At 71.7% G+C, this 15,782-nt stretch carries 16 protein-coding genes; 8 read left to right on the top strand and 8 right to left on the bottom strand.

All coding sequences use genetic code 11. From position 1 onward, the window contains the following. Positions 1-152 precede the first annotated feature (152 nt). From ABZ471_RS25790 to ABZ471_RS25775, 4 genes are all read left to right on the top strand, one after another. Entirely contained in the window at positions 153-1,223 is a 1,071-nt protein-coding gene (locus ABZ471_RS25790; RefSeq protein ID WP_359069329.1) for a M4 family metallopeptidase, read from the top strand. Positions 1,224-1,244: 21 nt separating this feature from the next. Then, the gene (locus ABZ471_RS25785) at positions 1,245-1,511 is read left to right on the top strand and encodes a protealysin inhibitor emfourin (RefSeq protein WP_359069328.1); all 267 of its coding nucleotides are present in this window, start codon (positions 1,245-1,247) and stop codon (positions 1,509-1,511) included. Between the two features lie 71 nt (positions 1,512-1,582). After that, positions 1,583-2,896 carry a GH1 family beta-glucosidase gene (locus ABZ471_RS25780; RefSeq protein WP_359069326.1) on the top strand — a complete coding sequence of 438 codons (1,314 nt, stop codon included), beginning with the start codon at positions 1,583-1,585 and terminating at the stop codon, positions 2,894-2,896. Further along, entirely contained in the window at positions 2,893-4,149 is a 1,257-nt protein-coding gene (locus ABZ471_RS25775; RefSeq protein WP_359069324.1) for an MFS transporter, read from the top strand. Before ABZ471_RS25780 ends, ABZ471_RS25775 begins: the two co-directional genes overlap by 4 nt. A gap of 1 nt (position 4,150) precedes the next feature. Here ABZ471_RS25775 and ABZ471_RS25770 read toward each other — a convergent pair whose 3' ends face one another. Continuing rightward, positions 4,151-5,002: an NAD-dependent epimerase/dehydratase family protein gene (locus ABZ471_RS25770; RefSeq protein ID WP_359069323.1), complete on the bottom strand. Its 852-nt coding sequence runs from the start codon at positions 5,000-5,002 to the stop codon at positions 4,151-4,153. A 123-nt stretch (positions 5,003-5,125) separates the two neighbouring features. Between ABZ471_RS25770 and ABZ471_RS25765 the strand changes: the two genes are divergently transcribed. Then, on the top strand, positions 5,126-5,980 hold the full coding sequence (locus ABZ471_RS25765; RefSeq protein WP_359069321.1) for a helix-turn-helix transcriptional regulator: 855 nt from the start codon (positions 5,126-5,128) through the stop codon (positions 5,978-5,980). Here ABZ471_RS25765 and era read toward each other — a convergent pair. Next, positions 5,977-6,930, bottom strand: a complete 954-nt coding sequence (gene era, locus ABZ471_RS25760) for a GTPase Era (RefSeq protein WP_359069319.1) — start codon at positions 6,928-6,930, stop codon at positions 5,977-5,979. The two genes, ABZ471_RS25765 and era, sit on opposite strands and share 4 nt — an antisense overlap. 174 nt (positions 6,931-7,104) lie before the next feature. Between era and ABZ471_RS25755 the strand changes: the two genes are divergently transcribed. Then, positions 7,105-8,424, top strand: coding sequence for an ammonium transporter (locus tag ABZ471_RS25755; protein WP_359069317.1), 1,320 nt, complete (start codon positions 7,105-7,107; stop codon positions 8,422-8,424). Beyond that, entirely contained in the window at positions 8,421-8,759 is a 339-nt protein-coding gene (locus ABZ471_RS25750) for a P-II family nitrogen regulator (RefSeq protein WP_359069316.1), read from the top strand. The genes ABZ471_RS25755 and ABZ471_RS25750 overlap by 4 nt, the downstream gene beginning before the upstream one ends. Here the strand turns inward: ABZ471_RS25750 and ABZ471_RS25745 are convergent. From ABZ471_RS25745 to ABZ471_RS25725, 5 genes are all read right to left on the bottom strand, one after another. Next, positions 8,653-9,672 (bottom strand): DUF916 domain-containing protein, encoded by a 1,020-nt coding sequence (locus ABZ471_RS25745; RefSeq protein WP_359069314.1) that lies wholly within the window; start codon positions 9,670-9,672, stop codon positions 8,653-8,655. The two genes, ABZ471_RS25750 and ABZ471_RS25745, sit on opposite strands and share 107 nt — an antisense overlap. Positions 9,673-9,767: 95 nt before the next feature. Continuing rightward, positions 9,768-11,096, bottom strand: coding sequence for a beta-xylosidase (locus ABZ471_RS25740; RefSeq protein WP_359069313.1), 1,329 nt, complete (start codon positions 11,094-11,096; stop codon positions 9,768-9,770). 180 nt (positions 11,097-11,276) lie between these two features. Next, positions 11,277-11,753 carry a hypothetical protein gene (locus tag ABZ471_RS25735; protein WP_359069311.1) on the bottom strand — a complete coding sequence of 159 codons (477 nt, stop codon included), beginning with the start codon at positions 11,751-11,753 and terminating at the stop codon, positions 11,277-11,279. Positions 11,754-11,939: 186 nt separating this feature from the next. Continuing rightward, a complete protein-coding gene (locus tag ABZ471_RS25730; protein WP_359069309.1) occupies positions 11,940-12,302 on the bottom strand; it encodes a cytidine deaminase in 363 nt (120 codons plus the stop codon). Positions 12,303-12,330: 28 nt separating this feature from the next. Next, positions 12,331-13,152 (bottom strand): helix-turn-helix transcriptional regulator, encoded by an 822-nt coding sequence (locus ABZ471_RS25725; RefSeq protein ID WP_359069353.1) that lies wholly within the window; start codon positions 13,150-13,152, stop codon positions 12,331-12,333. Between the two features lie 150 nt (positions 13,153-13,302). Between ABZ471_RS25725 and ABZ471_RS25720 the strand changes: the two genes are divergently transcribed. Then, positions 13,303-14,757 (top strand): MFS transporter, encoded by a 1,455-nt coding sequence (locus ABZ471_RS25720; RefSeq protein ID WP_359069308.1) that lies wholly within the window; start codon positions 13,303-13,305, stop codon positions 14,755-14,757. Here ABZ471_RS25720 and ABZ471_RS25715 read toward each other — a convergent pair. Further along, on the bottom strand, positions 14,742-15,761 hold the full coding sequence (locus tag ABZ471_RS25715; RefSeq protein WP_359069306.1) for a S66 peptidase family protein: 1,020 nt from the start codon (positions 15,759-15,761) through the stop codon (positions 14,742-14,744). The genes ABZ471_RS25720 and ABZ471_RS25715 overlap by 16 nt on opposite strands. Positions 15,762-15,782: the final 21 nt, after the last annotated feature.

Raw genomic sequence — 15,782 nt, 5'->3', positions numbered from 1 at the left:
GCCCGTATCAGTATGCGGGACCGCGGGGACAAATTGGACAAAAAGTGCGCCATACCACTTCGGCTACGGGGAGTGAGACCGATGTCACCGTATTTCACCAATCATGGTTGCGAGTAGTGACAGCTGCATCACTCAGTGCAAGGGTGCCGGGCATGACGACCAACGGGGGCTTCCAGCCCGTCTTCTGCACGATCGTGCCGCCGCACGTCCTCGACAAGCTTGCGCGGAACGAGGACCCCGCACTCTCCCTCCCCGCCCGCCGGTCTCTGGAGCACGACGCCTACCAGCGCACCCGCCGCCGGCTGACCACCGTGATCGGCGCGCCCGCCGTCGCCCCGCCCGCCGGAGCGGTGGCCGACCAGCCGCACCGCACCATCTACGACGCGGAGCATCAGCAGGACCTGCCCGGCACCAAGGTCCGCGAGGAGGGCTCCGAGCCCGGTCAGGACGCCACGGTCAACCGCGCCTACGCGGGCCTCGGCGCCACCTTCGAGCTGTATCTGAAGGCGTACGGCCGCAACTCCATCGACGGCGAGGGCCTGCCGCTGGACGCGAGCGTGCACTTCGGCACCGACTACGACAACGCCTTCTGGAACGGCGAGCAGATGGTGTTCGGCGACGGGGACAACGAGATCTTCCTGGACTTCACCATTCCGGTGGACGTCATCGGCCACGAGCTGACCCACGGTGTCACCCAGCACACCGCCAACCTGGCCTACTTCGGCGAGTCCGGAGCGCTCAACGAGTCGGTCTCCGACGTCTTCGGCTCGCTGATCAAGCAGTACTCACTCGGCCAGAGTGCCGCCGAGGCGGACTGGCTGATCGGCGCGGGGCTGCTCGCTCCGCGCGTCACCGGCACCGCCCTGCGCTCCATGAAGGCGCCGGGCACGGCCTACGACGACGACGTCCTCGGCAAGGACCCGCAGCCCGCGACCATGGACGACTACGTGCACACCAACCGCGACAACGGCGGCGTGCACATCAACTCGGGCATCCCGAACCACGCCTTCTACCTGGTCGCCACGGCCATCGGCGGCAACGCCTGGGAGAGGGCCGGACAGATCTGGTACGACGTCCTGACCGGCGGCGACCTGACGGAGAAGGCCCGCTTCGCCGACTTCGCCACGCTGACCGTCAAGGCGGCCCGCGCGCGGTACGGCGCAGGCGACGAGCTCCAGGCCGTACAGAAGGCGTGGGACCAGGTGGGGGTGCGGACGCTGTAGTTCCGTACTAGACAGTGACCCATGCGTATCCAAGTGCGGCGCACGGGCGGTTTCGCGGGCATCGAGCGCCGGGCCGAGGTGGACACCTCGGCCCGGCCCGACGCCGCCGAGTGGCACGCCCTGGCCGAACGCGCCCTCGCGTCCGGCCGGGGCACCCGCCCGGCCGGGGTCCCGGACGGCTTCAGCTACGAGATCACCGTGGACGGCCGGACGGTGTACGCGGCCGATCCCCGACTGACCGCGGAGCAGCGGGAGTTGATCTCACGGGTCCTGAAGGAAGGCGCCTAGAACAGAGCCGGGACCGTCACTTCACGCCGGGGCGTTGACTTCCGTTACCGGGGGTAAGGATGATCCCGGCCATGGCGACTGATACAGGCGATCCGATCCCCCGCTTCCCGGCCGGCTTCCTGTGGGGCGTCTCGACCTCCGCCCACCAGATCGAGGGGGCGGCCGACGAGCGCGAGGCGTCCGTGTGGGACGTGTTCACGGCCGAGCCGGGGCGGGTGAAGGACGGCTCGACGGCGGCGGTGGCCTGCGACCACTACCACCGCTACCGGGAGGACGTGGCCCTCCTGGCCGGCCTCGGCGTGGACGCGTACCGCTTCTCCGTCTCCTGGCCGCGCGTGAACTCCCCCGGCGGCCTGGACTTCTACGACCGTCTGGTGGACGAGCTGTGCGCGGCGGGCGTGCGCCCCGTGCCCACCCTCTTCCACTGGGACCTGCCCGCCTCGCTGGACTGGCTGGAGCGGGACACGGCGGCCCGGTTCGCCGAGTACGTGTCCGTCGTCGCCGAACGCCTCGGCGACCGCGTCACCAAGTGGATCACCCTCAACGAGCCCGCCGAGCACACCCTGCTGGGCCACGCCCTGGGCGCCCACGCCCCCGGCAGACAGCTCCTGTTCGACGCGCTCCCGGTCGCCCACCACCAGCTCCTCGCCCACGGCCTCGCGGTACGGGCCCTGCGCGCGGCCGGAGCGACGGACATCGGCATCGCCAACTCCCACGGCCCGACCTGGCCGGCCTCCGAGGAGCAGGCGGACCTGGAGGCGGCGGGCTTCTACGACATCCTCCTGAACCGTCTGTTCGCCGAGCCGGTCATCCTGGGCGCCTACCCGGAGGGCATCGGCGACCTGATGCCCGGCGACGTGTCCGCGGACCTGAAGGTCATCTCCGAGCCGGTCGACTGGTACGGCGTCAACTACTACGCGCCGACCCGGGTGGGTGCCCCGCAGGGCACCGAGATCGAGTTCGGCGGTCTGACCATGCCGGCCGAACTCCCCTTCTCCGTCCGGGAGATCGAGGACCGGCCCGTCACCGACTTCGGCTGGCCGGTCGTCCCCGAAGGCCTGACGGAGCTGCTCACCACCTTCCGCGACCGCTACGGCGACCGGCTCCCGCCGGTCGTCATCACCGAGAACGGCTGCTCGTACGAGGGCGTCGACGACCAGGACCGGATCGCCTACCTGGACGGCCATGTCCGGGCGCTGCACACGGCGTTGGAGTCCGGCGTGGACGTGCGCGGCTACTTCGTGTGGTCCCTGATCGACAACTTCGAGTGGGCGGAGGGCTATGCGCGCCGCTTCGGCCTCGTCCACGTCGACCACGCGACCCAGCAGCGCACCCCGAAGGCCTCCTACCACTGGTTCCGGGACGTGCTGCGGGCGCAGAGATGACCATGGCCCGCGCCTCGGCCGACCCGCTCGCCGAGCCCGTCGAGCCGGTCGGCCGGGGCTGGACGGCTGCCCTGTCGCTGGCCAACGGGGCGATATGGGTGGGCTGGTTCGGCCCGCTGCAGATCCTGCTCGCCTCGCAGGCGGGTGACTTCGCGCCCGGCGCCGGGATGTCGAAGGAGACGATGCTGGCGTGGGTGACGGGCGTCGGCGCCGTGGTCTCCCTGCTGGCGAACCCGTTCTTCGGGGCGCTGTCGGACCGTACGACGTCGCGATGGGGCCGCCGCACCCCCTGGATCGTGGCGGGTGCGACGGCCGGTGCCCTCGCCCTGCTGCTGCTCGCGCGAGCGGACGGCCTGTGGACGATGACGCTGGGCTGGTGTCTGGTCCAGCTGACGCTGAACGCGGCCTTCGCGGCGGTCACGGCTGCCGTGCCGGACCGGGTTCCGAGGCTCCAACGGGGCAGGGTGGGCGGCTGGTTGGGGGCGGCCCAGATCCTCGGGGTGGTCGGCGGGACCGGGCTGGCGACGGCGGCCGGGGGCACCGGGGCGGGCTATGCGGCCTGCGCCGCGTTCACCGTGGTCGGTGTGCTCCCGTACGTGTGGCGCTACGAGGATCTGCGCCTGCCGGCGGGCGACCGCGCGCCCTGGTCCCGGCGGACCTTCCTCGCGGGCTTCTGGCTGAGCCCGCGCCGCCACCCGGACCTGGGCTGGGCATGGCTGACCCGCTTTCTGATCAACCTCAGCAACTCGCTGGTGCTGCTGTACCTCCTCTACTACCTGCGGGACCGGCTGCACTACGCCGACCCCGACCAGGGCGTGCTGATCCTGACGGCGGTCAACGGCCTGACACTGATGGCGACCGTCGTGGTGGGCGGGGTGTGGTCGGACCGGGCCGGCCGGCGCAAGCCGTTCGTGGTGTGGTCGGGCGTGCTGATGGCGGTGGCCACGGCGACCCTGTCCGGCTGGCAGACCTGGCCGGGCGCGATCGTCGCCTCGGCGGTCCTCGGGGTCGGCTTCGGCGTGTTCACCTCGGTCGACTTCGCGCTGATGACGGACGTCCTGCCGAAGGCGCTGGACCGGGGCAAGGACCTGGGCGTGATCAACGCGGCCAACGCCCTGCCGCAGGTGGCGGCCCCCGCCCTCGCCGCGCCGATCGTCACGTACCTCGGCGGCTACCGGGTGCTGTACCTGGTGGCGGCCGTGATCGGGCTGGCGGGGGCGGTGCTGGTGGGGCGGATCCGGGGCGTGGAGTGAGCTACAGGGCTCCGGCGTCCCGGGCGGCCCACAGGGTCGGGTACAGCGGCCGGTAGCCCAGCTCGCGCCTGATCCGGTCGGTGGAGACGAGTCCGTACCAGGGGTCGGGATCGGTGTCGCCGTCCGGGAGTTCGGCGCCGAGGAGCTGGTGGAGTTCGAGGGCGCTGACGGGGGCGTCGTCGGCGATGTTGTAGGCGCGGCCGGCGATGCCCGGGGCGTGCAGCAGGCGCAGCAGGCCCTGGGCGACGTCGGCGATGTGCACAAGCTGGAAGAAGCGCTTGGTGGGGGGCCAGTGGGCGGTCCAGCGGGTGGCGCCGGCCAGGTGCGGGTCGCCCTCGCCGTAGACGTAGGCGAGGCGGCCGATGCGCAGGTCGAGCCCGTCCAGCGCCGCCAGTCCGCGTTCGGCCTCGGCCTTGGCCTGCGGGTACGCGGTCCACATCTGGCCCCCGGGCACGCAGGGGTCGTCCTCGGTGAGCGGGCGCCCGCGCCCGGTGCCGTAGATGAGAATGGTGCTGACCTGCACGAACCGCCGTGTACCGGAGGCGACGGCGGCACGGCCGAGTTCGAGGGCGGCGTCCCGGTTGACGGCCCGGGCCTCCTCGTCCGGTACGCCCCGGAAGGCGGCGGCGATGTTCACGACGGCGTCGGCTCCGGCGAGGGCCTTGCCGAGGGCGTCGGTGTCGCGGAGGTCGCCGAGGACGGGTTCGGCGCCGAGGTCCGAGAGCAGGTCGGCGCGGGCGGGGTCCCGCACCAGGACACGGACCTCCTCCCCCGGGCGCCGCTGCGCCAGCAGCCGCGGCAGGAACCCGGTTCCGACCTGGCCGGTGACGCCGGTGACGAGTGTCGTCGACATGATGTGCTCCTCTCGGTGGGTCGCCTCCAGCCTCGGCCGAGGCGGGCCGGACCGGGAGAGACCTGCCGATCAGGGGATTCGCAGTCCCTGGATAAGCCGGGCTCGCTGCCGCACGCTGGAGGGGTGAACCGGACCGAACTCGCCGACTTCCTGCGCCGCGGCCGTGCCCGCCTGGATCCCACCGACGTGGGCCTCACGCCCGGGATCCGCCGCCGTACACCGGGCCTGCGGCGCGAGGAGATGGCGTCGCTGGCGGGCATGTCGGTGGACTACTACACGCGCCTGGAACAGTCCCGGGGCCCGCGCCCGTCCCGCCAGATGCTCACGGCCCTCGCCCGGGCCCTGCGCCTGACGGACGACGAGCGGGACCACCTCTTCCACTTGGCCGGCGAGGAACCCCCACGCCGGGAGGCGACCTCCGCGCATGTGCGCCCGGGCCTGCTCCTGGTGCTCGACCGACTGCACGACACACCGGCCCAGGTGATGACGGACTGCGGCGAAGTACTGGCCCAGAACGCGATGGCGAAGGCCCTGTCCGGTGACGCCTCGGCCCGTCCGCCGCACGAGCGCAACCTGATCCGCCGCTTCTTCCTGGACCCGGCCGCCCGCGCCCTGTTCCCGCCGGAGGACGGACCCGAGCACGCCCGCGCCCAGGTGGCGAACCTCCGCGCGGTGACGGCCGCCCGCCCCGACGACCCGGAACCGGCGGCCCTGGTGGCCGAACTACGCGCCGACAGCGAGGAGTTCGCCCACCTGTGGGAGGAACACGAGGTGGCCGTGCGCCGGTCCGCCACCAAACGCTTCCGGCACCCGGTGGTCGGCCTGCTGGAACTGGACTGCGAGGTCCTCCTCCACCCCGACCACCACCAGCTCCTCGTCATCCACACGGCCCGCCCGGGCACGGAGTCGTACGAGAGGCTGCAGTTGCTGCGGGTGGTGGGACTGCAGGACATGTCCCCGCAGGGGGCTGTCGGCTAGAACCCCAGCTTGCGGAGCTGCTTGGGGTCGCGCTGCCAGTCCTTCGCCACCTTGACGTGGAGGTCGAGGAAGACCGGCGTGCCCAGCAGCGCCTCGATGTGCTTGCGGGACTTGATGCCGACCTCCTTCAGGCGCTTGCCCTTGGGGCCGATGATGATGCCCTTCTGGCTCGGGCGCTCGATGTAGAGGTTGGCGTGGATGTCGAGGAGCGGCCGGTCCGCGGGGCGGTCCTCGCGCGGGAGCATCTCCTCCACGACGACGGCGATGGAGTGCGGCAGCTCGTCGCGGACGCCCTCCAGGGCCGCCTCGCGGATGAGTTCCGCGATCATGACCTGCTCGGGTTCGTCGGTGAGGTCACCCTCGGGGTAGAGGGCCGGGCCCTCCGGCAGCAGCGGGACGAGCAGGTCGGCCAGCAGGCCCACCTGCTTGTCGCCGACCGCCGACACCGGGACGATCTCGGCCCACTCGAAGCCCAGCTCCTTGCCCAGCTGGTCGATGGCGATCAGCTGCTCGGCGAGGGTCTTGGAGTCCACCAGGTCGGTCTTGGTGACGACGGCGACCTTCGGGGTCTTCCGGATCCCGGCCAGCTCCTTGGCGATGAAGCGGTCGCCGGGGCCGATCTTCTCGTTCGCGGGCAGGCAGAAGCCGATCACGTCGACCTCGGCCCACGTCGTCCGTACGACGTCGTTGAGCCGCTCGCCGAGCAGGGTGCGCGGCTTGTGGAGCCCGGGGGTGTCCACCAGGATCAGCTGGGCGTCGGGCCGGTGCACGATGCCGCGCACCGTGTGCCGCGTCGTCTGCGGCTGGTTCGCGGTGATCGCCACCTTCTGCCCGACCAGAGCGTTCGTGAGGGTGGACTTGCCCGCGTTGGGGCGGCCCACGAAGCAGGCGAAGCCGGCGCGGTGGGCGGTCTCGGCCGGCTGCTCGGATGACTGGGTACGGACGCTCATGGCGACCATTGTCCCTGATCCACGAGACCGTGCCGTACCAGTGGGGACCACCGGCTCTCCGCGTGAGCTTTCGGAAACCCCCACGCAACGAAACGCCACGGAAACAACCCCGTACACAACCGGAAACGCACACCGGTGACCCTCTGACGAGCCCCCACACCGTTGGAGACGCCCGTGACCCTCGCCGCAGCGCACGTCGACACCGGCGACACCGCCTGGCTGCTCGCCGCCACCGCTCTCGTCCTGCTGATGACGCCGGGCCTGGCCCTGTTCTACGGCGGCATGGTCCGCACGAAGAGCGTCCTCAACATGCTGATGATGAGCTTCGTGTCGATCGCCCTGGTGACGGTGGTGTGGCTGGCGGCCGGTTACTCGCTGGCCTTCGGTGACGACGTCGGCGGCGGGCTGATCGGCGGGCTCGACCACGCCGGCATGAGCGGGCTCGGCCCGGACAGCGTGCACGGCTCGGTCCCCACCCTCCTCTTCGCCACCTTCCAGCTCACCTTCGCGATCATCACCGCCGCCCTGGTCAGCGGCGCGGTGGCCGACCGTACGAAGTTCTCGGCCTGGCTGGTCTTCGTCCCGGTCTGGACCCTCCTCGTATACGTTCCGGTCACCCACTGGGTGTGGGGTCCGGGCGGCTGGATCCTCGACCGGCTCGGCGCGCTCGACTTCGCGGGCGGTCTGCCCGTCGAGATCACCTCCGGTGCCTCCGGCCTCGCCCTGTGCCTGGTCCTCGGCCCGCGGCTGGGCTTCAAGAGGGACGCCATGCGCCCGCACAACCTGCCCATGGTGGTCCTCGGCGCCGGTCTGCTCTGGTTCGGCTGGTTCGGCTTCAACGCGGGCTCCGCGCTCGGCGCGAACGGGCTGGCCGCGGCCGCCTTCCTCAACACCCTCGCCGCCGGCTGCACCGGTCTGCTCGGCTGGCTCTTCGTCGAGCAGCGGCGCGACGGCCACCCGACCACCCTGGGCGCCGCCTCCGGCGCGGTGGCCGGTCTGGTCGCGATCACGCCCTCCTGCGGCACGGTCTCCCTGCTCGGCGCGCTGGTCGTGGGCCTGGCCGCCGGTGTCGTCTGCTCCTACGCGGTGAGCTGGAAGTTCCGGCTGAACTACGACGACTCGCTGGACGTCGTCGGCGTCCACCTGGTCGGCGGCATCGTCGGCACCCTGCTCATCGGTCTGTTCGCCGAGAAGGCGATGACCGGCGGCGTCGAGGGCCTGTTCTACGGCGGCGGGCTGGTCCCGCTCGGCAAACAACTGCTGGCCGTCGTGGTCGTCGCGGTGTACGCGTTCGCGGTGACGTACGGCCTCGGCAAGCTGATCGACCGGGCGCTGGGCTTCCGGGCGAGCGAGGAGCAGGAGCACACCGGTCTGGACCTTACGGTGCACGCCGAGACGGCTTACGATCACGGGGTCCTGGGCCATGGCGCCCCGGTCTCCCACTCCGTCGCCGCCCAGAAGGCACCCATCCAGAAGGTCGAGAGCCAGGCATGAAGCTCATCACCGCGATCGTCAAGCCGTACCGTCTGGACGCGGTCAAGACCGCCCTGCAGGAGCTGGGCGTGCACGGTCTGACCGTGACCGAAGCGAGCGGGTACGGCCGTCAGCGCGGCCACACCGAGGTGTACCGGGGGGCCGAGTACCGGGTGGACCTGGTGCCGAAGGCGCGGATCGAGGTCGTGGTCGAGGACGCGGTCGCGGACGACGTCATCGACGCGATCGTCAGGGCCGCGCAGACGGGGAAGATCGGGGACGGGAAGGTGTGGGCGCTGCCCGTGGAGACCGTCGTCCGGGTGCGGACCGGCGAGCGCGGCCCCGACGCCCTCTGACCAGCAGCACTCCTGTCACCGCTCCGGCCACGAACACCAGTGAGGCGAGCAGCCAGGGCAGCGCGAGGAAGGAGGCGCTCGCCGACTCGCGGGTGTCCTGCGCGCTCGCGGTCAGCGTGATGTCGCCCCAGTCGAGCTGGGGAGCGCCGTGCCAGGTCTCGGTGAGCCGCACGCGCTGTCTCGGCAGCAGCTCGGACGGGATCCCGGTCAGGTCGCGGTCGAGCAGGGTGCGGCCGAACAGCCCGCGTGCCTTCAGCTCCACCTTGGGGTCGAGGGTGACGTTCCCGGTGTTGCGCAGGGTGTAGCTGATGGTCGCCGTGCTGTCGCCGAGGCCCGGGACGAGCGGTTGGTGGTGGCTGATCTGCACGTGCTCGACGGAGATCGCGGGCAGGGTGGGCCCGCTGACCCGGAGGTAGACGCGGGCGCCGACGGCCCGCTGCACGCCGAGCGCCAGCTTGCCGCTGCCGGGGTCCACCCGCTCGTCGAGGGCGACGATCGCGCCCGGGTGGTCGCCCGGTTCGGCGCCCTGGGGCACGTGCAGGGTGAAGGCCACGGTGACGGTCCTGTGGCCGGGCACGGTGACGCGTGACCTGGCCGGTTTCGCCCAGGCGCCGACTCCGCGCATGCGTTCCTTCAGGGTGCGTACGGCGAACCCGCCGTCGCGCGCGGTGTTGTAGGCGTCGGCCGCGTACAGCCGGAAGGTGAGCGGAGTGCCGGTCTTGTTGGCGACGGCGACCTTGTCCGTGACGGTCTGGCCGGGGTCGGCCGACAGGTAGAAGTAGGGGCGCGCGGCCACCTTCGAGGCGACCGGGTAGACGGACCAGCTGCCGTTGTCGGCGGCGCGGGCCGGTGCGGTCGACACCCCGAGGGCGAGACAGATCAGGCTCAGGAGGAGGACGTACGGCTTGCGCATGGGTGCGGACCCCCCATGGGCTCGGGTCGGGCGGTCGGGCGGGTGCGGCCCCATGGTGCGGTGGGGGCGCCCGGCCACCGGAGAGTGGGTGCGGGTCAGGTGAGGGTGAGGGTCAGGACGCCGGAGTACGCGCCCGGAGGCGTGAACGCCGGTACGTCCAGGGAGAGTCCGGCGTCGACGGTGAACTCGCCACCGGTGAGCGTGGCGTCGGGGGCCGACGCGAGCGTCGCTCCCGAGGTGCCCACCGTGCCCGTCGAACCGGCCTTGCAGGTGCTGGGGCTGCCCGCCTTGGTCGCGCAGGCGGGAGTCCAGCTCAGCTTGCTCGCGTCGATCTTGGCGCCGGGGCCGGTGAAGTCGGTGACCTTGCCGGTCAGGGACCAGCCCGCGGGACCGCCGCGGAAGTCCTTGACGGTCACCGACTGCAGGGATCCGGTCGAGGCCCCGCCCTTGCCGAAGTCGACCGCCGACAGCGCGACGGCGTCCCCGGCCTGGGACATGGACAGCGTGCCCGCCTTGACCGTGGTGGTCAGCTTCTGGCTGCCGGCCGGGACGGGCGTGTTGTCGTTGACGACGTAGGCCGCGGGGCCCGCGCCCTTGTCCGCGCTCCAGGAGCCGCCCTCGTAGGCCACGATCCCGGTCGTCGTCTTGTCGTTGACGACCAGCGAACCGCTGAAGGAACCCTGGGCGCCCGCGGTCACGGTGGCGGTGTCCGCGGTCTGGGTGGCCCCGGCCCGCCCGGCCAGGGTGACGGTGGCGCCCGGCGTGAAGTTGCTGCCGCTCACCGTGACACCGGCGCCCGGATCACCGGAGGCCGAACCCAGCGAGATGGCACGGGTGTTGGCGGGCGTTCCGTCCGTCGCCGTGAGCGTCTCGGAGGTCGGCGCGGGCGGGTTGGTGACCGTGCAGGGGGTGTCCAGCTCCAGGATGTAGCTGGTGTGGATGTTGTAGTCGCCCGGCGAGAGGGTGATCTGGCCGGCCTTGGTGACGGTGAACGTACCGGTCATGGAGAAGGACGGGAAGGCGGCCTTCCCCGGCACCGGCGGGTTCTTCTTCGGTCCGGCGACGGTGACGGCACCGGTCTGGGCACCGCCGAGGGCGACCTTGCCGGTCGGGGTCATGATGTCGGCCGGCAGGGCCAGGTCGGTGGGGTTGCTGGCGGCGGCCGTGACCACGGTGTAGGTCACGGTGACCGTGTCGCCGACCTTCGGGCTGGTGTTGTCCACCGACACGTTCGCGGTGGTGGTGCCGTCGATCGGCGGAAGACCCGAGACGGCGGGCGGGATGCAGTGCGTGGCGAAGTCCACGTTCTTACCGGCGGCACCGGCCGGACCGGCCAGCGCGCCGCCCGCGGTGACCGCGAGCGCGGTCGCCCCGAACAGTGACGCCCAGCGCCACCGTCGGGATCTTCGGGGTGTCGAACCCATGGGCCCCCTCCTGAGGGTCGCGGGCGCAGCGGCTCATCTGCGCCGACAGGGGGCATTGATGTGGAGCCCGCGTGAGAAGTCAATGGAGATGCCGCAGAAATCTGACGGATCATCAGTTTCTGCGGCATCCACGGGAGTTCCGGCACTATCCGGAACAGATCGCTCGGTTCACCGGCTCACTCAGTCGAACACGAACGGACCGGGCGACTGCTTGCCGGTGGCCGTACAGGTGACGTTGACTCCGAAGATCGTCATCTGCAGCGAGCCGCCGTACGCCTCCAGGCTGTCGCCGGCGGCCACGGTGCCGCTGAGCGGGCCGGCGGTGACCGGGTCGCCGGCGGCCATGGCCGGGTTCTTCGTCCCGGTAAAGACGCTGGTGCCGCCGCTCGCCTTGACCAGGGTGAGCTTCGAGCTGATGGAGTCCGCCGCCACCGCGACCGGCGCCTTGACCGCGCTGGAGGTGAGGGTGATGGTGGCCGAGGTGCCGCTCTGGGTGGCGGTGAGCGTGGCGGCGCCGCCGCCGAAGATGCCGCAGCTCGCGTTGATGGTCGCCGTCTGGGGAGTGACGGCGGCCGCGGTGGGCGCGAAGGCCAGCCCGGCGACCGCGAGGGCGCCGGCGGCCAGTGCCGCACCTGTTGCTGTGCGCTTGCCTCTCATGGGGATCCGCTTCCCTTCCCTGTGGGGGATGCCATGTGGGGATGGTCGGAAGGTGCGCCGACGAACGGCAGGCCGGAACAGGTGGGTGCGGGCACGCTGCGTCGGCGGTGCGGATCTGACGGATCGTCGGGACTTACGGCTCCATTGATGCGCGAGAGGCAGGCGACGGCAAGGATGAAATCCGGACTACTCTCCGGTGCCCGCCGGGACCGTCAGCCTGACGGCACCGTCCGGGCCGGCGAGCAGCACCGGCGTCCCGGCGCCGCCCAGATCGGCCACGGCCGCCCGGTCCTCGGGGGCGACGCCCTCCGCCTCGCTCACCACCGCGGCCGCCTCCAGCGACCGCGCACCGGACGCCACGGCCATGGCGACCGCGGTCCGCAGCGCACTGAGCTTCAGCGAAGCCAGCTCCACCGACCCGGCGACATACGTACGCCCGGTCTCGTCCCGTACGGCCGCACCCTCGGGCACACCGTTGCGGGCCCGCGCGGAACGGGCCAGGGTGACGATCTTGCGGTCCTCGGGGTCAAGCGCGTTGCTGTCGGTCATGCCCCGAGCATACGGATCAGCGGATCGCTCACCCCGCCACGGGGTACATCGCCCCGCGCCGCCCCTCCGGAGAGGCGAGCCACTCCAGCTTCGCCGCGGTGTTCGCCTCGTCCAGCGGAGTGTGCAGCACGATGGACAGGTCGGGCCGGGCCGGCACCTTCATCACCGTCGACTCCACGACCAGCAGCCCGACCACCGGATGGTCCAGCTCCTTGCGGATCTGCCCCTGGTCCTCGATGTCCCGCTCGGCCCACATCCCCACGAACTCGGCGCTCGCGTCGCTCACCTCGGCGAGCACCGCCTGGTACCCGTCGTCGTCCGGCCGCGCGGCACACGCGGCCCGGAACTGTGCCACGACCGTGCGCGCGTTCTGCTCCCAGGTCCGGCTCCGCGCCCGGTACATCGGGTCGGTGAAGAAGTCGACGAGACAGTTCTGCGTGATGTCGGACCGCATGCCGAGCACGACCGCGGCCGCATCGTTGTACATCACGCAGTTGTAGTACAGGTCCATGATGTGCGCCGGATACGGCATCCAGGTGTCGATCACCCGTCGCAGCCCGTCGCACATGTCCCGCTTCTCGGGCGCCACTTCGGGTGCGGGCGGGTTGAGCCCGGCGAGCGCGTACAGGTGACGGCGCTCGGCGTTGCTGAGCCTGAGCACCCGCGCCACGGAGTCCAGCACCTGCGGCGAGACGGAGATGTCCCGCCCCTGCTCCAGCCACTGGTACCAGGACGCGCCCACCCCGGCGAGCACGGCCACCTCCTCCCGGCGCAGTCCGGGCGTACGGCGACGGACCCCGCCGACCGGCAGGCCCGCCTCCTGAGGACTGACCCGGGCGCGCCGGCTCATCAGGAACTCCCGCAGTTCGCCCAGCCGACGGCTCTTCGGCGCATCCGCAGCAGCCACGTACCGATCCCCCTCGTCACCGTGTCTGGTGGTGCCACCACCACCATAAGTTCTGACTCCCCACGGATGTTCCGGCGGCCCGAAGCTCGGGACATGGCGATCGACACCACCACCGAACCCACCGCGTCCCCCGTCCCACCGCTCGGCAACCCCCGGCTGTCGACGCGTGACAAGCTCGTCCTCTTCGTCCTGTGCGCGGCCCAGTTCATGGTCGCCCTGGACTTCTCCGTCCTCAACGTGGCCCTGCCCGAGCTGGGCGCGGACCTCGGTTTGAGCCGCTCCGGCCTGCAGTGGGCGGTCACCGCGTTCGCGCTCCCGTCCGGCGGCTTCCTGCTGCTCTTCGGGCGGATGGGCGACCTGTACGGCCGCCGGAAGCTGTTCCTGACCGGCCTGGCCCTGTTCGGCGCCGCCTCGCTGCTGGCGACCCTGGCCTGGGACCCGGAGTCCTTCCTCGCCGGGCGCGCCCTTCAGGGCCTCGCCGCGGCGGCGATCGTGCCGACCGGCATGTCCCTGCTCACCACCACCTTCCCGGAGGGCCCGGCCCGGGACCGCGCCCTGGGCATCTCCGGCACGCTGCTGTCGCTGGGCTTCACGGTCGGCATGATCGCGGGCGGTGTCCTGACCGACGCGCTCGGCTGGCGCTCCACCATGGCCCTGCTGACCGTGTTCGCGCTGATCGTGCTGCCGCTGGCCCCGGGCCTGCTGCCCAAGTCCCTCCCCCATGGCCTCAAGGGCAGGGGAGGTGCCCCCGTCCCGGACCGCCCGCGCCTGGACGTGCCCGGCGCGGTCACCGTCACCACGGGCCTGCTGTCCCTGATCTACGCCCTGTCCACGGCCGCCGACCACGGCTTCGCCCGCACCGACGTCATCACGGGACTGATCGCCGGTCTCCTGCTGCTGACCGCGTTCACGGTGGTCGAGTCCCGTTCGCAGGCCCCCCTGGTCTCCCTCTCGATGCTGCGCCGCCGCACGGTGGCGTGGGGCAACCTGGGCGGCCTGGTCACCTTCTCGATGATGTCGACGGTGATCTTCGTGCTGACCCTGTACCTCCAGGAGATCCTCCACCTGTCGGCCTTCGAGACGGGCCTGGTCTTCGGCGTCCAGGGCGTGCTGTCGGCCGCCGCCGGCACGCTCGCCCCGAAGGTCATCGGCCGCTTCGGCGCCCGCCGCACCCTGGTCGCCTCCCTGACCGGCCAGGGCGCACTGGTGGCGACGCTGCTGCTCCTGAACGCCCACACCTGGTCGGTCTGGCTCGCCACGGCCGCCGTGTCCCTGGCGAGCATGTGCCACCTGGGCGCGATCATCTCGTACGGCCTCACCGTCACCTCCGGCGTCCCCGACGAGGAACAGGGCCTGGCCACCGGCCTGGTCACCTCCACCCAGCAGGTGGGCATCACGGTCGGCATCCCGCTGCTGGGCGTCCTGGCCACCACCTCCCAGGACCTGCTGTCCGGCGTCCACACGGTCCTCGCCCTGGACGCGGCGATCGTCCTGGCCGCCGCCGTCCTGGTCGGGCTGGGTCTGCGCCGGGGTCAGTCCAGGGTCTGAACGATCTCGCTCCGCGCGGCCGTGTGCACCACACGGCCGCGCGCGCCGTTCACCAGGGACAGGTAGGGCGGTACGTGCCCGCACTCGACATCCGCGATGATCGGCACACCGAGCGGGCCGAGGGCGTCGAGGACGGCCTCGTGCTGGGTGAGGGTGGGGCCGTCCGGTCCCTTGGTCCGGCCGACGAGCACGGCGTTCGCCCCCTCGAAGAAGCCGGCCAGGCGCATGCCGTGCAGGCTGCGGCAGGCGGTGTAGGCGTCGCTGTCGGCCACCTCGACATAGACGAGCGTCCCGCCGTCGGCGGCGAGAGCGGAGGTGTCCAGGAACCGGGTGCCCGCAAGGTTGACGAGGGTCTCGACGCAGCCGCCGACCAGCCGGCCCTCCACGTCCACGTCGCCGGAGCCGTCGAGGCGGATCCACCGGCCGGTGGAGTCGAGAACGAGGTCACGGACCTCGGGATACAGGGCGTAGTCGTCCCAGCCGGCGGCCCGGTGACGGCCCGGCGGGGTCTGCGTGAACGGCTCGTCCCGGGGCGCCTCGACGATGTCGAGCCAGGACAGCAGCCCCTCGGGGGTCCGGTACGGGGTGTCCATGAGGTTGTTGCCGTGCACGGTCGCAACGCCCGTCAGCAGGGTCAGCGGGGTCGTGATCGTGCTGATGTCGGACCAGCCGACCACCCAGGTCGGCTGCGCCCGCCCGATCCGCTCGAAGTCGAGCAGCGGCAGCAGGTCGATCGCGGTCTCCCCGCCCCACGGCGGCACCACCGCCCGGATCTGCGGATCGGTCAGCATCCCGGTCAGCTCGGCGGCGCGTTCGGCGGCGGGGGCGCTGATGTGTCCCGAGCCGTCCATGCACCGGCCGACGACCACCTCGTACCCGCGTGCCTCCAGGTCGCGTATCGCGACGTCGAGGCGCCCGCACATCTTCTCGGCCACCCCGCTGGACGGGGAGGTCACACCGACACGGTCACCTGGGCGCAGAGGGCGCGGATATCGCACAGCCATACGGCGGATTCTGACACGCGG

This window comes from Streptomyces sp. NPDC005728, from assembly GCF_040630895.1.
GTDB lineage: Bacteria > Actinomycetota > Actinomycetes > Streptomycetales > Streptomycetaceae > Streptomyces.
The sequence above is the reverse complement of the archived record's forward strand: the minus strand, read 5'-3'. Positions and strand labels throughout refer to the sequence as shown.